Source organism: bacterium (genome assembly GCA_030019025.1).
Taxonomy (GTDB): domain Bacteria; phylum Hydrothermota; class Hydrothermia; order UBA1063; family UBA1063; genus UBA1063.
Map to the genome: position 1 here is coordinate 11,444 of JASEFR010000009.1, position 18,105 is coordinate 29,548.

15 protein-coding genes and 2 pseudogenes are annotated in these 18,105 nt (G+C 35.3%); all 17 read right to left on the minus strand.

Translation table 11 applies throughout. The features are described from left to right. A partial coding sequence (locus tag QMD82_03480; GenBank protein MDI6850983.1) for an ATP-binding protein occupies positions 1–1,885 on the minus strand: 1,885 nt, incomplete at its 3' end. 217 nt (positions 1,886–2,102) lie between these two features. Continuing rightward, positions 2,103–3,170, minus strand: a complete 1,068-nt coding sequence (locus tag QMD82_03485; GenBank protein MDI6850984.1) for a hypothetical protein — start codon at positions 3,168–3,170, stop codon at positions 2,103–2,105. After that, positions 3,167–4,051 carry a site-specific DNA-methyltransferase gene (locus tag QMD82_03490; protein ID MDI6850985.1) on the minus strand — a complete coding sequence of 295 codons (885 nt, stop codon included), beginning with the start codon at positions 4,049–4,051 and terminating at the stop codon, positions 3,167–3,169. The genes QMD82_03485 and QMD82_03490 overlap by 4 nt, the downstream gene beginning before the upstream one ends. 5 nt (positions 4,052–4,056) lie before the next feature. Next, positions 4,057–4,476 carry a hypothetical protein gene (locus QMD82_03495; GenBank protein MDI6850986.1) on the minus strand — a complete coding sequence of 140 codons (420 nt, stop codon included), beginning with the start codon at positions 4,474–4,476 and terminating at the stop codon, positions 4,057–4,059. Between the two features lie 75 nt (positions 4,477–4,551). Next, positions 4,552–4,722: pseudogene (locus QMD82_03500) on the minus strand (pyrimidine dimer DNA glycosylase/endonuclease V). A 178-nt stretch (positions 4,723–4,900) separates the two neighbouring features. Beyond that, positions 4,901–5,095 carry a hypothetical protein gene (locus QMD82_03505; protein ID MDI6850987.1) on the minus strand — a complete coding sequence of 65 codons (195 nt, stop codon included), beginning with the start codon at positions 5,093–5,095 and terminating at the stop codon, positions 4,901–4,903. Positions 5,096–5,107: 12 nt separating this feature from the next. After that, positions 5,108–6,130 carry a serine protease gene (locus tag QMD82_03510; GenBank protein MDI6850988.1) on the minus strand — a complete coding sequence of 341 codons (1,023 nt, stop codon included), beginning with the start codon at positions 6,128–6,130 and terminating at the stop codon, positions 5,108–5,110. A gap of 158 nt (positions 6,131–6,288) precedes the next feature. Continuing rightward, positions 6,289–6,429, minus strand: a complete 141-nt coding sequence (locus QMD82_03515; protein MDI6850989.1) for a hypothetical protein — start codon at positions 6,427–6,429, stop codon at positions 6,289–6,291. A 289-nt stretch (positions 6,430–6,718) separates the two neighbouring features. Then, positions 6,719–7,030 (minus strand): hypothetical protein, encoded by a 312-nt coding sequence (locus QMD82_03520; protein MDI6850990.1) that lies wholly within the window; start codon positions 7,028–7,030, stop codon positions 6,719–6,721. Between the two features lie 64 nt (positions 7,031–7,094). Continuing rightward, positions 7,095–10,682: an N-6 DNA methylase gene (locus QMD82_03525; GenBank protein MDI6850991.1), complete on the minus strand. Its 3,588-nt coding sequence runs from the start codon at positions 10,680–10,682 to the stop codon at positions 7,095–7,097. Next, complete coding sequence (locus tag QMD82_03530; protein MDI6850992.1) at positions 10,672–14,340, minus strand: helicase-related protein; 3,669 nt, start codon at positions 14,338–14,340, stop codon at positions 10,672–10,674. The genes QMD82_03525 and QMD82_03530 overlap by 11 nt, the downstream gene beginning before the upstream one ends. 373 nt (positions 14,341–14,713) lie before the next feature. Continuing rightward, positions 14,714–14,899, minus strand: a complete 186-nt coding sequence (locus tag QMD82_03535) for a hypothetical protein (GenBank protein MDI6850993.1) — start codon at positions 14,897–14,899, stop codon at positions 14,714–14,716. A gap of 38 nt (positions 14,900–14,937) precedes the next feature. Beyond that, the gene (locus QMD82_03540) at positions 14,938–15,486 is read right to left on the minus strand and encodes a class I SAM-dependent methyltransferase (GenBank protein ID MDI6850994.1); all 549 of its coding nucleotides are present in this window, start codon (positions 15,484–15,486) and stop codon (positions 14,938–14,940) included. 61 nt (positions 15,487–15,547) lie between these two features. Next, positions 15,548–16,102, minus strand: coding sequence for a class I SAM-dependent methyltransferase (locus tag QMD82_03545; GenBank protein MDI6850995.1), 555 nt, complete (start codon positions 16,100–16,102; stop codon positions 15,548–15,550). Between the two features lie 157 nt (positions 16,103–16,259). After that, positions 16,260–16,874: a hypothetical protein gene (locus tag QMD82_03550; protein ID MDI6850996.1), complete on the minus strand. Its 615-nt coding sequence runs from the start codon at positions 16,872–16,874 to the stop codon at positions 16,260–16,262. Positions 16,875–16,988: 114 nt separating this feature from the next. Next, a complete protein-coding gene (locus QMD82_03555) occupies positions 16,989–17,663 on the minus strand; it encodes a DUF3157 family protein (GenBank protein MDI6850997.1) in 675 nt (224 codons plus the stop codon). A 140-nt stretch (positions 17,664–17,803) separates the two neighbouring features. Beyond that, positions 17,804–18,005: pseudogene (locus tag QMD82_03560) on the minus strand (tyrosine-type recombinase/integrase). Positions 18,006–18,105 lie beyond the last annotated feature (100 nt).

Consider the following 18,105-nt stretch of genomic DNA (forward strand, 5'->3'; position numbering starts at 1 on the left):
GATGCTCAGGAATGGAAGCAACACTTAAAAGAGCATCTAACAGTTTGTAAGTAAATTCAGGATAAAAGAAATAATCGTTGTAATTTTTATTTTCTTCTAAAACTGATTCTAATACCTTTTCTCTGAGGAAACAAGAGATTCTCCTAACTGTTGCTTTAGAAAACGCAGTTGGTTTTCTCCAAATAAGACTGTTTATCCATGCTTCCCATATTTGTGGTGAGTCTTCAAAGAAATCCGCAATTTCAAAAAATTCTTTCCCTTCATACCATTCAGGATACTGGATAGATAACGCTTCGATCAGTCCATAATTCCATTTCAGCAGTTCTGTTATTTTGGGGTTTTCTTTAAATAATTGTTGTAACTCTTTATTTTCTTTTTTACATTTTTTAAGCAAATATCTTACAATTAAATGATCACTAAATTTTTGAAATGGATACCTGTAATCATAATCTTCAATTCTACTAAAATCTTTAGCATACCTTGGTACCTTTACAAGTAATAGGTTTCTATCCAAATCCTTTATGAATTCATCAATGTCTATTTGAGGATGTTGGTTTTTTATAATTTCTTTCAATTTATTTTCTGGAATTCTATCAGTATTACAGTTAACCATGTCTTCCGCTATTTTTTCAATAACAGTATCCCATATATTCTTTTTAGGATCATGGGGTATTCCATATTTATCCTCGATGGTCCTGGCTACATTATCTACATAATACTCAAAAATGTAAGTAAATCCTTCATGCCCTTTATATGCCTTGTTACTGCCCCTTCTCTTAAGAGCCTTACATAATAACAACAAAAATAAGGGATTTTGAAATTCCGGCATTAGCAGAGGGACCTCAGGAAGAGAGAGGGAATAAGCATTAAAAAATTTAGTTACTGCCTCCCACTCCTTAAATGTAAACCCTGTGTGTCTCTCTTGAATAAATTTTTCTTCCAGTTCTTTTGTCAAAATTTCATCTTCAAATCCACTACGAATACTTATAACTAGAGCAATATTAGGGTATTTTTTTATCTCTTCATAAATTTCTTTTAAATGAGTTTGCCAAAAACTGACAGGATTCGTCTCATTCAAAGCATCTATTACAAATAAAGATCTGCACCTAGATTTTTCTCCAGCTTGATTTAGTGTCTCTAATAATTTTTCTTTAGACCATCCCTCTCCTGGTAGTTTTAAACTTTCGATAACTCGTTGCCAAAAATCTTTTAGTCCCGAAAAGTCTTCACCAAAAACTAATATAGCGGGCAAATTACTATCTATCCTTTTTTTTACAATATCGCATAGTAAATGAGTTTTTCCAACTCCTGCTTCTCCTTTAATAAGTAAAAAAGGTTGATTTGAAAGTTTGGCTTTAGTACTTGACGCTAAATCCTCAAAATGGTGGAGTTCTTCTTGTAGTTTATAAAGATGATGGATATTCCAATCAAACCGCTCAGTCTGTGAAAAAGTTGTATCTTTTCTTTTTTCCTTAGCTAAAGTTTCCTTATTTTCCCTTAACTCGCTAATTAATCTCCAAGTTATTTCTTTAGTTTTTTGTGCCTGTTGTTTTATATCATTCCAAGGTATTGGGTTAGTGTTGTAGTCTCTTATATTTTGTAGTATACCATATAACTGTTTAATTCCTTTTTGAAGTTCTCCATACAACTTTTGGAGCTCTTCTATAACATATCTTGAAGATATGTTTTTTAGTGCTTTAATGAGTTGACCGTGATGTTTCCTAATAGAATAGTAAAATTCAGAAGTTCTGCTGATTCCGTCAAATATTTCAAGTATCGGCAATTCAATATTCAATTCTGGGGTATATCTTGGGCTAGCTTTTTTTATAACAATGTCTAAATGCTTTGCTGTCCATTCCTTGTTAATAAATGGATTGGAACTCATTTTGAGCATCCTCAATTACTTTGATTACTATCTCCCTCAATGTTCTATAACGTCCCAGTGATATGTGAAGTTTGCGGAGCGCGAGCGGAGCAAATTTGGGCGAGCGTTAGCGAGCCATATATGCCTGTTAGCAAACTCGAAGGGCGAGCCCCGATGAAATCGGGGCGAAGAGTTCCGCACGCCGCTGAGAGTTTTTATTACCATTTTGGCTTCCCCATTACACAAAAAACTCATTGTTAATTTTAATTCTGAAACCATTGGTTTCAGCTTCTTTTTTCAATAGGTTGAGGAATTCTCTTTCTGATTTACTCAATAAATTTTCTATAAATTCATTGGTAGTAGTTAATTTCAACACAGGAATTGGACGAAATTCGCAACCATTAAAAGAAATGTTTTCAAGATTTGTAAAGAGTATCATTTTTATTAGTCCATCTTTTATGTCTCCTTCAGAAGGTAAAGTGCTTGATTTTGTATGCTTTGCTTCTATCAAATATATTTCATCGCCATGAATTTCCACCTCATCACAAGTAAAATAATAGTAACCCCCTAAGTAATTTTTTATAGTAATTGTAGCTTTAGTACCTGTTAAATATTCTTTTGGTTGTGTTGTTATACTTTCTCTTCTCTGAGCTTTATGAGCAAGCTCTCTAGAAAATTGCATAAATGTTTCTTTACCTTTATATAATCCTTCAATTCTACGTTTTGCCGATTCCATAGAATGCATTTCTACGCCTAATTCTTTTGATATTTTCTCGTAAAAAGAAAAAGCTCTATTTGCTATTTCAAAAATTTTGTCTATTTGCTCTAAATTCCAATGCAACGCATCAGATTGATAAGATAGTAATCTTTGAATTTCATTCTTTATGTATTCTGTATCAAATTTCTGATTTGTAATTTTATTTCTATAGTTTGGATTCTTGTTCGCTTTTACATAATACCCTATAATCACATATACTCCTAGTAAGCTCATTAGAGAAATTGTGTCCCATTGAATGAAATCTCTATCTCCATCTTTCCCTTCGTCTTTTATGATGGGAATTATTGTAACCTTTTTACCTACGAATCCTAGCGTCTCATAAACTCTTGCGTATGGATAAGATCTTGTTCTTTTAGGAGATACCCACCAACTTATAGCAATTTCATTTTTGTTGTTAATTTTTAAAATAAAATTGGCCCTTTCTGACAATGCTTTATCTAACCTATCAATATTATAACAAGTTAGGGGTTTCACACAAAGCGGTTTGTATTTTATCCCCTTTATTTCTGCACAAATATCCATGCTCATTTCCCCTTATTGTTTTTTGCTACCTTTTCTTGAAGTTGTGTTCTCAGATGTTTAATATCCTCTCTAATAATAATTTCAAATTCCGGGATATTCCCAATTAGGGCTGGCTGGTCAATCTTTAATTTCTTTTTTACAACATCTAAAAGCTCTATGTCTATCTCATAACCAACTGCTTTTCTTCCTAATTCAAGGGCTACTTTTAATGTCGTCCCTGAGCCCAAAAATGGATCTAAAACAGTTTCTCCTTTGTATGAGAATAATTTTATCAATCTATATGGTATTTCTTCTGGGAATGCGGCTACTCCTTTCTCTAATCTGTTGTTAATAGGTAAAACATTTGTAATTTGCCATACATTGAGGTACCACTTTTCTTTTTGATATTCTTGAATGTCAATTTTTGATTCTTCTTTCAACTTTTCAGGAATTTTTTTGTAATCAAATTCACCATTTTGAAATATTAAGATAGATTCTTGGAGATTATCAGGGTAATAATACATAGGATATGGATGTTGTAGTAAAACACCACTTCTTCTACTTATCCGAATATATCCTTCTGGTTTAACCCAGACAATTCTTTCTCTATACTTGAATCCTTCTTCTATAAAGGTTTTGGTAATATCTGCAACTACAGGATATTTTTTCCCCTTTATTAAAGTATCATCTACTACAAAAGCTGCTATTCGTCCTTCATCCAAGACTCGTTTTAACTCTCTTGCTACATTCCTCATTAAACTTAAAAACTCGTCATAACTTTTAAACAAATCAGGATAGTCAAAAGGGGCATTAAAGTATGGAGGAGAGGTAACAACTAGATGGACGCTATTATCATGTAACTCTTTCATATTCCGAGCATCACCAAATATTATCATGTTTTTTGTCATATTCCTCATCTCCTTAATATGATTTCTTTCATATTTTTAAATATTCTTAAGGCGGCGTGCGGAATTTCTGCTAACTCATTCATATACGCATTGCGTATATCATTCCAAGTTGGAGTTATATCCGCACTGCGCATATACTCATTCTGAATGCTTCTCACCTCCATGCCCACAACGTAAGGCGAGTACGAAAGGCAGGTGCGCATCAACGATAGATAATATTTCAACGATTTTAATATCGCTTTCGGATTTATAGCCCTTGTCCCTTTCTCTTCGTTGTTATAGTTTTTCTCAAACTTTTCAATATTTACTTTCTCTTCTACATACCTGTTAACTAATTTTTCTATAGAATCTTCTTCAAACTGACTCGCAGGATCAATCATAAGAAAATATCCTGAATAATCTTCTACAGGTTTAAACCTTGCCATAACCTGATCCTGATTCTAAAATTTACATTAAAAATATTATAAAACAAGTCTAAAATAAAGGAAAGTCCTTATTAAATCAACAGGCAACAGCGGCCTCTCCTGCTCTTTAAATCGTATGAGCTGTGGATGGGCGGTATAGCCTTTTGTCTTTCCTTCAAGCACCGCTTTAGCCAGAAGACCTTCTTGCCAAAGGACAACAAGGCCCTTAGCATCGAGGTACTTCGGATGGAGCGACCAGAGTCTCATGGGTGTGCCTCCAGCACCAGTAGAAATCTCACATTATAACGTTCTGCGGGTATACGAAGCCCTGAGCGAAGCGAAGGGTTTTGGTGAGCGTAAGCGAACCGCATACCCTCTTGTTGTCAGAGTGCGTTAGCACCGAAGCTAGTGCCAGTGAGCGGAGAGTTGCGGGCGACGGGAACGTTCATTCTTCTTGTAGTTCTTTTTTTGGTAATTCTATTGGAGAGTACGTTATACGCTGCACTTCTAATTCGGAAGTATCATTTCTAACGGTAGCAAACATTTCGCTAGGAGTTGTGTCTATCAGTTGTAGCACTGAAACCAAACCCGAAGTGGTATTTGTTGATGCTATTGGCATCTTTATTTCTTTTTCTAACATATTTTTCACCTCCTAGATAGTATTATCTAAAACCCAACCTTCTTGCAAAATCCTTTCTTGATACCCGATAGTATGTATTGGCATTCCTGGTTGAGGTACTTGAATTCTTCTAATTTCTTTCTTTGTTCTGTAAACATGTGTTAAATCAGAAGATTCTATTATTGCCCTATTAAAATCAAATACTCCAAATTCTGATTTAGAAAGATATATTTCGGGATTGTATGGTGTGTTTAGCTCCAGAATTCTGGAATAAGCGTCAAACAAATCTGTGATATCTCTCAAAAGGTCTTCTTGAGGTTCTTTAATGTTTAATCCTAAAATTTCCTTAGCTTCTTTTCTTCCTATAATATAGTCGTGAGAAAATCTTTCACGAGTTATAATTTTCACAATTCGTTCTATTTTCTCACAGTCATCAATGTGGTACCTTAGAAGGTTTGAAGCGAGAAAAGCTATTTGTTCTCTTGATCTCTGAACTGCTCCTAGGGCTAAAGGATGAACTTTCGTCCCCAGTAATTCAAAAACTTTTTTCATGGATTCTTCATTGTTTAGCCCAACTTCTTTTCTTGCTAAGTCTACAAAAGCATTAACATCCTCTACATTTACAGGTACAATTTGTCCAATAGGTTGGCCTGGAATTTGTATCATCGGTCCCAGTGGATGTTGGACCGAAGGATCGATGGGACTTAGTTGTCCCATTGGGGTCATGATTACTTCATCAGCACCTAACGAGATTAAAGTAGCACAGCTTAAAGCTTTAAATGGTATGATCACATTAAATTCTTTACAAAATTCTCTAATTAAATTCACCAGAGCGTATCCTGCAATAGTAATTCCTCCAGGACTGTAAAGGTAGAGGTCTATCCTCTCTTGTTTTCCTATACGCATTAAATGCTCATGAAACATAGGAAATATATCCATACCTATCCTTGTTTCAAGCCCCCTTCTATCGCCTGTTATATACACTAACAACCTTGAGTCACGTTTTTTCTCGATTTTCTTTATTAGTTCCATTCTTTTTGTTCTCTCCACTTTCATACCTCCTTGATTATCCCATATTCTCATGCTTTTGTTAAAGTTATCTTTCAGCCCGTCGTCCGCAATTTCGGACAACTCGTTCATATCTGCAATGCAGATATTCTTCCAATTTAAGGGTATATACGCAATATTGCATATATACATACCTGTGGATGCAATCATGTTTTTTTCCTCTCTAAAAACTGAATCAAGAGGATTTTTATGTTTGTCAGGCTTGCCTTGCTTACATGAGTGTAAATTTCTGTCATTTTGCTGCTCTTATGCCCAAGTATCTCCTTTTCCCCAATCTCAACTTTCACAGCAGGGATTTTGCCTTCCTGTGCCAATTTAAAAGGGTAGATTTTCCTATTTTCAAATATTTTGAGGCTTCCTCAAGGGTCATTACTTCAGAAAAACCTTCCCTCACACTTTTAATTCCTTTTGTGGCTATCATATTTATAAAGCAAAAGAAACAAAAAGTCAAGTCCTTTTTCAAAAATTTTTCCTTTTCGGTGAGGATTCATTATCAATCCAGAATAAAAAAGAGAGAATTTTATTTTTTGCCTCCTCCCTTGTGCGGACAAGTCGGGAAGATACTTCGAAAGAGTTTTAAACAGCCATAAAAATACCTCCCCTGATTGACGGCTCTTTCAAAATCTGGACAGGGTTTTGATGGGCAAATTCTGGAAATTCAAGAAATTCAATATCTACCTTATTGTTTAGGATTTTTACCTCTTTTATAAAAAGCCTTGCCAGTGCCCGCCTTTCCTTTGGTTCAAGTGAGGGATAAACCTCATTAAATCCTTCAAATCCTTTCTTTATTATTTCAAAATCAATAACTGTGCTTTTTCTGATTATAAGGTTCCCGGGTATTTGAAGTTTGTGATAGCAAATCGAGCGTAGGCGAAGGCAAAGCCACATATCTGCCCCGAGTGTAATAGCACCGGAGTGAACGTAAGCGAAGCGGAGAGTTCCGAACCTCTCTTCACTTTCCTCCCTCTATAATCTTCACCCATTCGTGGGATTTTATCTTTTCTATCCACTTATTGATTTCCTTATCCTCTCTCATTGATTCATAAACTTTCTTAATGGTTTTCAAATTCTCTTCTTCTAACCTTTCAAGTTCTTTTACTTCTTCTTCTGTCAATTTTCCTTCAAGTTGTTTTTTCCAGTAAAGTTCAGCCCAGCGATCGTAGTTTATTTGTTTCAAGTGCTTTGAAACCGCTTGCAGGAGATATTCTTTTGGCTCTTTATACAATCCATCTTTTGCAAATTTTTCCTTGAAGTAGAGTTCGTAAACTAAGCAATCGGCAATCTGGCAATCAAAGTATTCAATCATCTCTTTAAGTTTTTGCCTTCTCTCTTCAGTGGCGTTGAGGAAGAGGAGATAATCTGCAAAAATTTCGTATTTTTCTGTTTTTTCAGATAAGCGAATGGGGATTTTTTCAGTATATACTTTCTTGTATCTTGCAGTATTTTCCCCTAGATTAGTTCCACATAATCGTATTGCAATCCAAGACAACCTTGAATTAAGTAACACTAACAGTAGTTTTAAATTTGTCTTTTCTGAAGTTATTGTAAATGTTGTTGCCTCCCCATACATTTTTGATTGGTCTAGATAGAATGAAGGTTCTCTAACTATTTCCTGCCACACAATCTTTGGTTTTTCAAATTCTGAATAATAATCACAGGGTCTTAACTCCCACCAGTAGTCCCCTTGGTCATCTCTATTTACTAACCCTTTACCTCTGCCGGATTTTATGTCTTTAAACTTTTCAAAGTGAGAATATATAGATGAGTACGCGTTCTTGAAAATTTCTTCAGCTTCTTCTAAATGTGCATTTCTCTTTATCAGTTTTCTAGTAAATCCTGCTGGGATTATAATCATCCATTCATTATTCCATTCCACAAAATACCATCCAATATCTCTCCCTCTTAAAAGCGGTTTAATCAGCTCGGCACTCTTAGGATCTTCTTCAATTATCTTTTTCCTCGTTTCATCGTCTATAATAAATGCATCATTGAATCCTGTTTTGATTCCACAATAGATATTCACATCCAACTCTTTCAAAGGTTTTCCAACCTTTCCAATCCATTTTTTAATTTCTTCCATTTCATCTCTTACGAAATCCCAGACATCATCGCTTAGGTTTGATTGTTTAACATAATATCCTCCTTGTTCAACAGCATCCCAGCTTTTTGGATGGTTATAGAAAATACGATTATCTTTTTCAGGCTCTTTCTTTTGGATTACATAAATGAGAGTGTCAACTGTCGCTCCAACGAAAACTCTGATACCGTTAAAGTCTATTACTTTTCTAATGGTAAAGTTCTCTCTCAGATACTTCCTAATCTTTGCTCCATACTTAGCTCTGAGCCATTTGTTGGTAATGATAAAGGAATGATAGCCTTTGCCTCTTGTGGTTGAAAGGCTTCTTAAAATAAAAAACATAGAAAAGTCAAAAGTATTATCAAAAGGTTCGTAGATTCTTGAAAGAATTTCTTTATAGTTAACACCATCAACGATATGATTTATCCCTTCTTGTCTTACATACGGCGGATTTCCAATCACCACATCAAACCCACATCTATCTAAAAACACCTCAGGAAACTCAAAAACCCAGTGGAAGGTTTGGATTTTCTTTAAATCTTCAAGTTTTATGTTATGTTCCTCTGCATACTTCTCATCTAATTTCTCATTAAATAAATCTGTAATCTTTCTCAAGAGGTCATTGAGAGGCTGAGCGTATTGAGAGTTCAATGATGCAATTAAAATGGTTATGAGCTTTTCTTTTGTGCGTAAAACCTTTTCAAAGTCCTTCCAATCAATTTTCTTTTTTGCCAGTATTTCGTTAAGTTCTTCAACTTCCTTCACTATATTTCCATCAAGATTAAGAGATTTTGCAGTTTTTTCAAGATATGGCTTTAGTTCAGCAACTACCTTTATCTCTTCTGTTATGTATTCGGCTTGCTTTTCCTCTACAAAGAAATCAAGTTGAAGCTGTCCTTTTTGTTGCTCCTTGCCAAGCTCAACATAGCCTATAAGAGAATTTCCATCTCTCAAATTAAAATGGACATTGGGAAATCTTATGAAAACTTCTTTTTCTTTGCCAGCCCTGAAATGCTTTGCCAAAGTTAAGAACAACCTTGCCTTTGCTACTTTCAAAGCAGAAGGATTTATATCCACACCATAGATGTTCTTTGAAAGGATTATGAAGAATTTAACGAGAAGTTTAAATCTCTCTTCATCCGATAGCTCAAGTAAATTTATTTTTTTAATTTCGCCTTTCTCACCTGCTGTAATAATCTCTAAGCCCTTTTTCATATTCAATTCTATTGCTTTTTCCCTAATCTTCTCATATATGCTCACGAGAACATTTATCGCACTTTCAAGGAAGTGTCCTGAACCAACAGCAGGATCAAGGATTTTTATCTCTTTCAATTGCTCAAAAAGGCTGAGAAGAATTTCCTCATCATTACTCTCTATTACCTGATCAATTGATTCAAAGTTTTTATCAAATCTTTCATTAATTCTATCTACAAGATAGGGCTCAATGGTGTTTTTGCATATATAAGAAGTTATTTCTTCCGGCGTGTAATATGCACCGAGTTTTTTCTTTTCCATATATGCGATTAACTTCTCATAAATTGCGCCAAGAACAAATTCATCTATGTTGCCTTCTGTCCAATCTCTGCTTTCAAATAAATTGAGAAGAGGAACTTCCTGACTTACTTTCTTTGGTGGTGTGTTTATCAGAATGTCTGTCATTCCTTCTTCGTAGAAGCATTTATCAGGAATTGATATAGATTTGCTGTGTTCACCATTCAAGAAGAGGGCTGGTCCTATAACAACTACTTTCCCAACAATTTTATCTTCATAATACTGGCTATCCAGATTATTGCTTACTTTTTCAAAAAAATATGTGAGAAATTCATAATAGTTTTTGAATTCACCAAATAGTTTTTTTCGCTTAGACTCTTTAAATTCTTTAAATTTAGTGATGAAGTAGTTTTTATCGCTGTTGAAAAATCCTATTTCCTGCAAATACCAGAGGGTAAGCATCTGCATCATGAAATTATCAACAAACTCTTCCCTTCTCTCTTCCTCAGATATGCCTTTGATATTTTTAAGCAAATATTCTCTTGATTTTTTGAATAGAATATAGAATTCTTCAATTACATCGCTTCTATCAAATAATTTGCTGAAACTCTCTTCTTTTGGATCACCCAGAGCTTCTTCGAGTTTGTTCAAAAATTTTTTGTTAATTTTCTTAAGAGTTTTTATTATGTGCTTATCCCTTCTGTAATCTTTGATGAGCAGATGATCATCATAAAGAATAATACCTATTCTTGGTGCATATCCGCTAACCGGCGGTCTATATCTGGTTTTTAAATAAGAAACCTCACTCTTGTCTTCCGTTTCAACAAATAGGAACCCTTCAAAGATATTCAGGTCTTCATCGCAAAATTCAGGAACAACATAAAGAGTATATTGTTTATCTGATATTTTAATGTTTTTTTGTTCGTATTTTTTAAGTTCTTTTTCTATTCTTTCTTTAACCTCAGACTTCATAATACCACCCCACGTGCTTAACCCTGACCTTTAGAGATTCTATATCTGTGATCCCCTTCTCTCTAAAAAATTCATATAAAATTTCAATAACGCCCTTGAAATCTTTGATGATCACATTGTCTTTGTTTAAATCTATAATGTTCCTCTCTGTAAGCAAGTGTTTCATTTCTCTTGAATAAGAATAATGTGGTATGGTCTGAAGCGCAGTCATAACAACCTTAAATTTGTTTTCAATTCCCTCGGCTTTTTTCCTTTCTACAAGCAAAGCATTGAATAGGTTGAAAAGGAATCCCTTTTGCTCCTGTTTATAACCTTCTTTAAGCTCTTCCACGATTATCTCTGTCTTTTCTTTCATCCTCTTTAAATTCTCAATAGCATTTTCAATCTTCTGGGGCGCTTTTTCTCTCTTTTTAATCAAGTTAAGAAGGGAAAGAGGAGTCTCTTCGCGTATTTCTTCATCTTCTGATGTTGTGAGTATCTTTTTCATAATCTTGTACTTTCCGCGGTAGAATTCATAGACACTCACGATCTTATCTTCACCGTCTATGAATGAATAATAAGGTCCATCTCCCATATTCATAACTTCTTTGAAATCCTCTGCTGTATAGTCAAGTTCATATTGAATTAAATTCAAAAGCTTATATTCATCCAGTTGTTCCTTCGGTATCCCTTCGGGGATAAACTGCTTGAAATCCTCCGAGACTCCATATTGTTCTAAATCAGTCATGGAAAGCTTTGATATATCTTTGATTTTCTCGCCAAAGGTCTCTATGCTTATCTCTTCCTCTGGAGACAGTATTTTTACATCCTTACCCACTATTAGAGTTATATCGTGTATTTTTTCCTTGAGCTTTTTAAGAATACCGACTATAACCTCTATTTCATAAGATGGAATGTAATTGATCACATAAACATCCTTTTCGTTGCCTATTCTGTTTACTCTTCCCACCCTCTGAATGATAATCATTGGATTCCATGGTAAGTCATAGTTTATGACCGCATCCGCATCTTGAAGATTTACTCCTTCGCTCAATGCATCAGTTGATATTAGAATCTCAATCTCTCCGAATTTTCTTACCTCCTCAAAACCATTATTTGATGAAGGAGCAAAGCGCTTTATGTAGTTCATCTTTGCTGGGGTTTCTGTATCTCCTGTTACAAGGGCTATTTTGATTCTATCCTTTTCGTCCTTAAGCCATGGATGTAAGTCAGTTTCCTTACTTATCCACTCATTAAGATTATGATAGAGATAGTAGGCAGTATCTCTATACTGCGTGAAAATTACTATTTTTTTTCGATTCAATGATGGAATACCTTTATTCTTTAATTCTTCTGACATATAGGAAGGATTTCCAATTATCTGCTTCAGAGATTCGAGTTTTGGATCCTGTGAATACACATATATTGGCAGGTCAACAATATCTTCCTTCTCCCTTGGAATTTTGCCGATTTCCTTAAACTTTCCGTTCTCTATTTTTTTCAATTTGTCCAGTTCTGAAAATATGTTAGCCATAAATTTCAAATCCTTCTCTAAATTCTCAAGAACCTTCTTTAGTCCGAGTTTGAGCAGCTCAATGACGGGATACTGTTTTCTCTCATCTTTCAACTCCTCTGCATATTCAAGGAGAATCTCCACCACTCTGTCAAACCATGTTTCTTCATTCTCTTCCTCTATATTGTATTCCTCCTCAATTTCCTCGAGCTCTTTTTCTATTTTCGCTTTCTTAACTGCGCTTATGATTAGATTCTTAAGAGAGTCTTCATTCAGGATTTTATCCATTTCTGCCTTGAATATTTCATAAAAGATTCTCTCTTTCTCATATATTCTCCTAAGAGTGGCCTCAAAGGGATATATTCCGCTTTCAAGCCTTTTACCAAGCAGAAGTTTAAACAGATCAGCTACCTCTATTAGCCTTTTTACAGGCTTTTCTTCATCAATGTTTTCTTCCTCAAAAACAACAAACCTTGTACCGTAGAGTTTTGTATGTTCAAACAAAATTCTATCAATATTGTCGCTTATCGCTTTTATAAGAGATCTATATTCTTTTGTGTAAAATGGAGAATAATCAAGGCTGTGCGGCTTTGGATCTTTAAAAATAAGAGGTTTCCCGTTGACCTTGAGATCTGTGAACTGTTTCATAATGTATTTTCTTGTTCTAAGGACCATTATCTCGTTGAGGATCTTCTGCTTGATTTCTGTTGCAATCTTCTTTAGTTCCTTCCTGATATCATTGTCACCCCTTTTTTGTAACTCTTTTTTTAAATCTGTGTATTTTTTTATTAGCTCAACAATTGGGATGCCTTTGATTCTGAAAGGTGCAAAAGTATCATCTACAAAGAGTCTTATAAGATTGAAAATATCATTAATTGAATTGTTAAGAGGGGTTGCAGTAAGGAGAAGAAACTTATTTGGAAAACCGTCCTCTTTTTTTTGTAACTTTCTAACATTTTCCCATCTTTTCGTATTCTTGTTTCTATACTTGTGAGCTTCATCTATCACAAAAAGATCGTACTCCTCTGCAATTTTCTTTAATTCAGCTTCTTTTAAGTTCTGAAAAATACCCAAGGAGAGAAAAGATATTTTTCCGAGAAGTTTCTTCCCAGATGAATCGTATATTTCGTAAACCCTGTGATTATATTCATCCTTCACAAGTTTATTAACATTGTCGCTTAAGAAAAGTTTGATTAGCAACTCTTCCCATTGAGATATTATTGATGGTGGAAGAATAAGCATCACACCAGAGGTTTTACCATTTGGCACCCATGTTGGGTGCTTTCCATTTAAAAACTCTTCTATTATAGCAGAAGCCATGAAACTTTTCCCAAGTCCTACCGAATCAGCTAAAATTACACCGTTGTAAAAATTGATCTTATCAACAGCATTTACCACACCTACAAGCTGAAATTCCATAAGAATGTCTTTTTTGAGGAGATTCAGTACTCTTCCTTCAAACCATCTACATACCAGATATTTGAAAAGTGTTACTGGGTCTACTAATTTTCCTATCTTGGGATAAGAGCTTTCGGGAAGTACTCCAGATACATCTATGATTTTCAACAGATCTTCTCTGAATTCTATTGACTCGTTCCATAATTGATCAAACCATTGATTTAGATAGAGAACATCTTCGCGCGAAGTGAGTAATACATTAAGCTCTTTGTTTTTAGTAAGACCTTCTGCTGTAAAGTTAGAAGAACCCACAACAGCTAATCCTGGAGAACCATACTTTTCTTCTGGTTGGGTTAAAAATAAATAAAGCTTGGCGTGCAATCTTGATTTATCAAAGAGTTTCACGTCTATTAAGTTATTGGCAATAAAATCCCTTAAAGCCTTCAATTGTCTTACTTGTGCCTCTGTAAACTCCGCTTTCTGTAAGTCTTCTATCATTCTTTGTTTAAATATCTCTCTAAGGTTGTACCCCTCTACCAGTTCTTCTTTTGTTGGATATGTAGTTTCATTTCCCATCACAATTCTAAGAAATGGGTTCTTTTCATAATTTTCTGGAAAGTCATCTTTAACAAGAGAAAATCCGCTCAGGAAGAAATATCCTATTGCAAATTTAGCCTCTCTTGATTTCTTTAATTGATCTTTCAATACTCTGATTAACTCTCTATTTGGAGAGTTATCTATTATATTTGGTGCAATTTTATCATTCATGTTTTCCACTTCCTTTCAATAGCGAGGCTCGGGATTTCGCCCAACGTTCCGGGGATGTGTGAAGTTTGCGGAGCATTAGCGGAGCAAATTTGGGCGTAGCCGAAGGCAGAGCCACATATCCTCCTGTTAAGTGACCGAAGCCGTAGGCTGAGGCAAGGCAACGAAGTTGCCGCAGAGTGCCCGCCGTCGCCAACGTTCTTGGTCATTTTAAGCCCCCGAGACATATTTAAAATCAATAAGTGTTTCTATAACTTGTTTGTCATCTACTTTTCCTTCAGTTAGGAGTTTTTGGCATATTTCTTTCCGTGTGTTATTTATTGCATCTATAACTTGTGGATTGCTAATTAACCAAACTTTATGATCAAAAATCCTATCAAGCATTTTTCCACCTTCTTGGGTTATCGGCTATGATTTCACTTAACGTTTTGCGGATAAAAGAGATTGTCGAAGGCAATTTGGGGAAATCTTTGATTTCCATTTTATCCGCTGTTATATGACCCGAAGGCAAGGTGCGAAGCACCACAGAGTCGTGAACGTAGGGCGACACTAATACAAGCATTTTCTTCCTCAATTCATATTTTATTTGCTTAAGATCCTCTACACTTTTCTCTTTGTGAATAAGAAAACCCTTTCTTGTTGACCCAAATAAATAAATCCGTTTCTTTCTACTGCCGTAACCAACTTTTTCTCTGATAGCCAAGGAGTTTTTTCAATAGAAAGTATACCTTCAGGTTTTAAAACACGATACAGCTCAGAAAGAATATTCTCCAGACCTCCAGTATGATGAACAAAACCAAAAAGAAATGTAACATCAATACTTTCATCCGGAAGTCCGGTCTTGGTTACATCAGCAAGAATAGTTTTTACATTCTCTATCCCTCCTTTTTTTAACTTCTCTTGGACTCTTTTTATGGATAGAGGATGATTGTCCAATGCATAAATAACTCCTTTTTCATCTACTATTTTTGCAGCCGGAATTGTAAAAAAGCCAGGGCCACACCCTACTTCCAGAACTTTTTGTCCAGGTTTAAGCCCAGCAGCTTTTAAAAGTTTATAAGGATTTCTAAAAACCCACTGAAGCGGATTATCATGTATTAAGGACATCACCTTAAAAGCGAAACCAGGCGTTCTTTTCGACTTTGCCATACCTCTCATCCTCTACTTAGTCTCTTTAAAAAATGTGATTGCATAATGATATTCTCCTATCTCAGCAACTTTTTTTCTTTTTAAATCCATACTTGCTGATAATCTCCTCAACTTCTTCAGGCGCCAATCTAATAGATTTTGAAGGTCCCGGCGGACCATCAATTTTTTTAAAATCAATTATAGCAAGGCTCCCATTAGGTTTCAGCACTCTATACATTTCTTTTAGTGCGCTTTCAACCTTCTTGTTTACATTAAGTCCATGTAGGATGTTTGCCATTAAAACCACATCTATACTTTCATCATCTATGGGCAGCTTTTTAGTTATATCCCCAGTGAATGCTTCAATGTTCTTGATATTGTGTTTCTTGATATTTTCTTTAAGAATCTTTATTGACTCTTTAGAAATATCAACTGCATATACTTTTCCGCTAACTCCAACAATCTCTGAGGCAGGAATAGAAAAACGTCCCTCCCCACATCCAGCGTCTAAAAGGGTGTCGCCCGTTTTGAGCCCAATTTCTCTAAGAGCCTTTTCGAAGTCGAAAAGGCTGCCAAAATGGCCCCTAAAACGGCCAGAGTCAAAGTAACGATGCTTTCTTTCAAATTCATTGCTCATTTTGTTACCTTCTGTTATTTATTATACACCTTCCCAATAGTCGCCCATAGTTCACGATTTCATATAACGTCCCGAGTGTATCTGAAGTTCCCTGAAGGGGAATTTGGGCGGAGTGCCGAAGGCACGAAGCCAGATACGCTCTGTTTGGCGAAGTCTATCATTTCTCAATAACATTTTCTTCAGTAAGTTTTTTTACAACTACTTTTGCAAGCGAGTTGGCTAAAGTATTGTAATTAGCAAAAGCGTTACCTCTTGTAAACGATGTCGCTAACCAAGCAACTTGTCCAGATTTGCTATCAAACAAGCGAATTTCAAATTTAACTCTGGGCTTGGAAATATAATAGCCACCATTTTCTTGCGTATAGCTTTGATAATAAAGAGAGTTGCCGTACAACGATACACTACCTCGGGATGATGAACTCTTAGGAATATACGCCTGCGAGGTCCAGTAATCTTGCAATCTTACTACCAAAACCCCGTCTATATTATTTTGCTCCAAAATCTTTAATAACTCTTGCTCGTTATAATCTTTCACTGGTGGAATTAGCTCTATGCTAGAAACTGCATTAACACCTGACGAATTAAATTGCGCAACAAAAGCATTTTCAGTTTGCTTCCTTAAGCCTATATCTGAAAATGGAGCAACAACTAGGAGTTTCCTGAATTTTACTTGCGACAATTCTGGATTTTTGATGGTGTTTAGAGTCGTCCATGCACACCCTGATAAATAAAAGATAACTAACACCAGCGGAATTTGCTTAAAATGTTTCATAATTTACCTCCCCTTAAAATTTTGCCTAACGTCCTGCGGATAAAAGAAGTTGCCGAAGGCAATTTGGACGAAACGTAGCGAAGCCTTTTATCTGCTGTTATACGCCGTGCAAAATCAGAATTCATCTAATGCTTTCTTTTCCTTCTCTTTCTCTTCCAACTTTTTTAGTTTTTTGCTCTGATATTCAATTGCCAGTGTAATCTCGTAATTCTCCCCATATAATGCCAAAATTATGTGCGTGTTAGGTGTCTCCCAATCTGCAAAGTAAACTAAATGCCCCAAACTAACTGCGAACCCCCAATTTTGATACTCGTCTCTATATAGGTCGTTCTTCCAGAGTTGTGAGTCTTTAATCGGTTTCCCATATTTCTTTACCAAGAACTCTTTCAAGGTACTGTAATCCAAAATATAGTCATTTTTATTAGAATGAGTCACGGTAAATACATATTTTCCCCTCACGAGTTTACCTTCCGCAAATATATAAAGAATAAAACATTCAAGACCACCTACATTCCCCTGGTAGGCTAATAGATTCTCATCTTCCTTTACAATTTTACTCTTTTCTGTTTTCTTTACCTCTGCTTTGTTCATTCCCCAGTTCGTCTTTCTGAAATCGTACAGATCTTCCTTTTTTGGTTCTTCTTTTACATATTCCCAAGTTCCATCATCCTTTAAAAGAACCTTTTTGCCATCTTCAGTAACGGCAATTTGGTCTGCAAAAACAACAGTTGAGGAAAGAATGCCTATAAGAATGATGAGAACTATCCGATAAAACATTCTACACATCATGATAACCCCCTCCTTTTTTCTTGCAATGGCGTATAACTCTTTCATATCCGAACAGTTCGGATATACCACTAATTTGGGCATATACGCGAACTGTTCGCATATATGCCCCTTTAGATGACCATTGTTCTGTGTTTTTATTCTCACTTTTCATCCCCTTTCAAAAGATTATAAAGCGGGTTCTTTATTGCAAAAAGATTTTTTTGTGCTAACATGGGTGTAAATCTCTGTAGTTTTTGAACTTTTATGCCCTAAAAGTTCCTGAATATACCGCAGGTCAATTCCACTTTCTAAAATATGAATGGCAAAACTATGTCTTAAAGAATGCACAGAATTACTTCTTCTTCCGGAAATCTTCTTTACTAACTCCTGATCACAAGAAATTATAACCTTATCGTTTTCCCCAATCCCAATTTTCACAGCAGGGATTTTGCCTTCCTGTGCC

Coding starts and splice junctions, on each gene's coding strand:
- QMD82_03545 (MDI6850995.1), bottom strand. CDS start 16,102: ATGAGCAATGAATTTGAAAGAAAGCATCGTTACTTTGACTCTGGCCGT.
- QMD82_03535 (MDI6850993.1), bottom strand. CDS start 14,899: ATGCTTGTATTAGTGTCGCCCTACGTTCACGACTCTGTGGTGCTTCGC.
- QMD82_03510 (MDI6850988.1), bottom strand. CDS start 6,130: ATGAAAGTGGAGAGAACAAAAAGAATGGAACTAATAAAGAAAATCGAG.
- QMD82_03540 (MDI6850994.1), bottom strand. CDS start 15,486: ATGGCAAAGTCGAAAAGAACGCCTGGTTTCGCTTTTAAGGTGATGTCC.
- QMD82_03550 (MDI6850996.1), bottom strand. CDS start 16,874: ATGAAACATTTTAAGCAAATTCCGCTGGTGTTAGTTATCTTTTATTTA.
- QMD82_03525 (MDI6850991.1), bottom strand. CDS start 10,682: ATGAAGTCTGAGGTTAAAGAAAGAATAGAAAAAGAACTTAAAAAATAC.
- QMD82_03485 (MDI6850984.1), bottom strand. CDS start 3,170: ATGAGCATGGATATTTGTGCAGAAATAAAGGGGATAAAATACAAACCG.
- QMD82_03520 (MDI6850990.1), bottom strand. CDS start 7,030: ATGTGGCTTTGCCTTCGCCTACGCTCGATTTGCTATCACAAACTTCAA.
- QMD82_03495 (MDI6850986.1), bottom strand. CDS start 4,476: ATGGCAAGGTTTAAACCTGTAGAAGATTATTCAGGATATTTTCTTATG.
- QMD82_03555 (MDI6850997.1), bottom strand. CDS start 17,663: ATGATGTGTAGAATGTTTTATCGGATAGTTCTCATCATTCTTATAGGC.
- QMD82_03490 (MDI6850985.1), bottom strand. CDS start 4,051: ATGACAAAAAACATGATAATATTTGGTGATGCTCGGAATATGAAAGAG.
- QMD82_03530 (MDI6850992.1), bottom strand. CDS start 14,340: ATGAATGATAAAATTGCACCAAATATAATAGATAACTCTCCAAATAGA.
- QMD82_03505 (MDI6850987.1), bottom strand. CDS start 5,095: ATGTTAGAAAAAGAAATAAAGATGCCAATAGCATCAACAAATACCACT.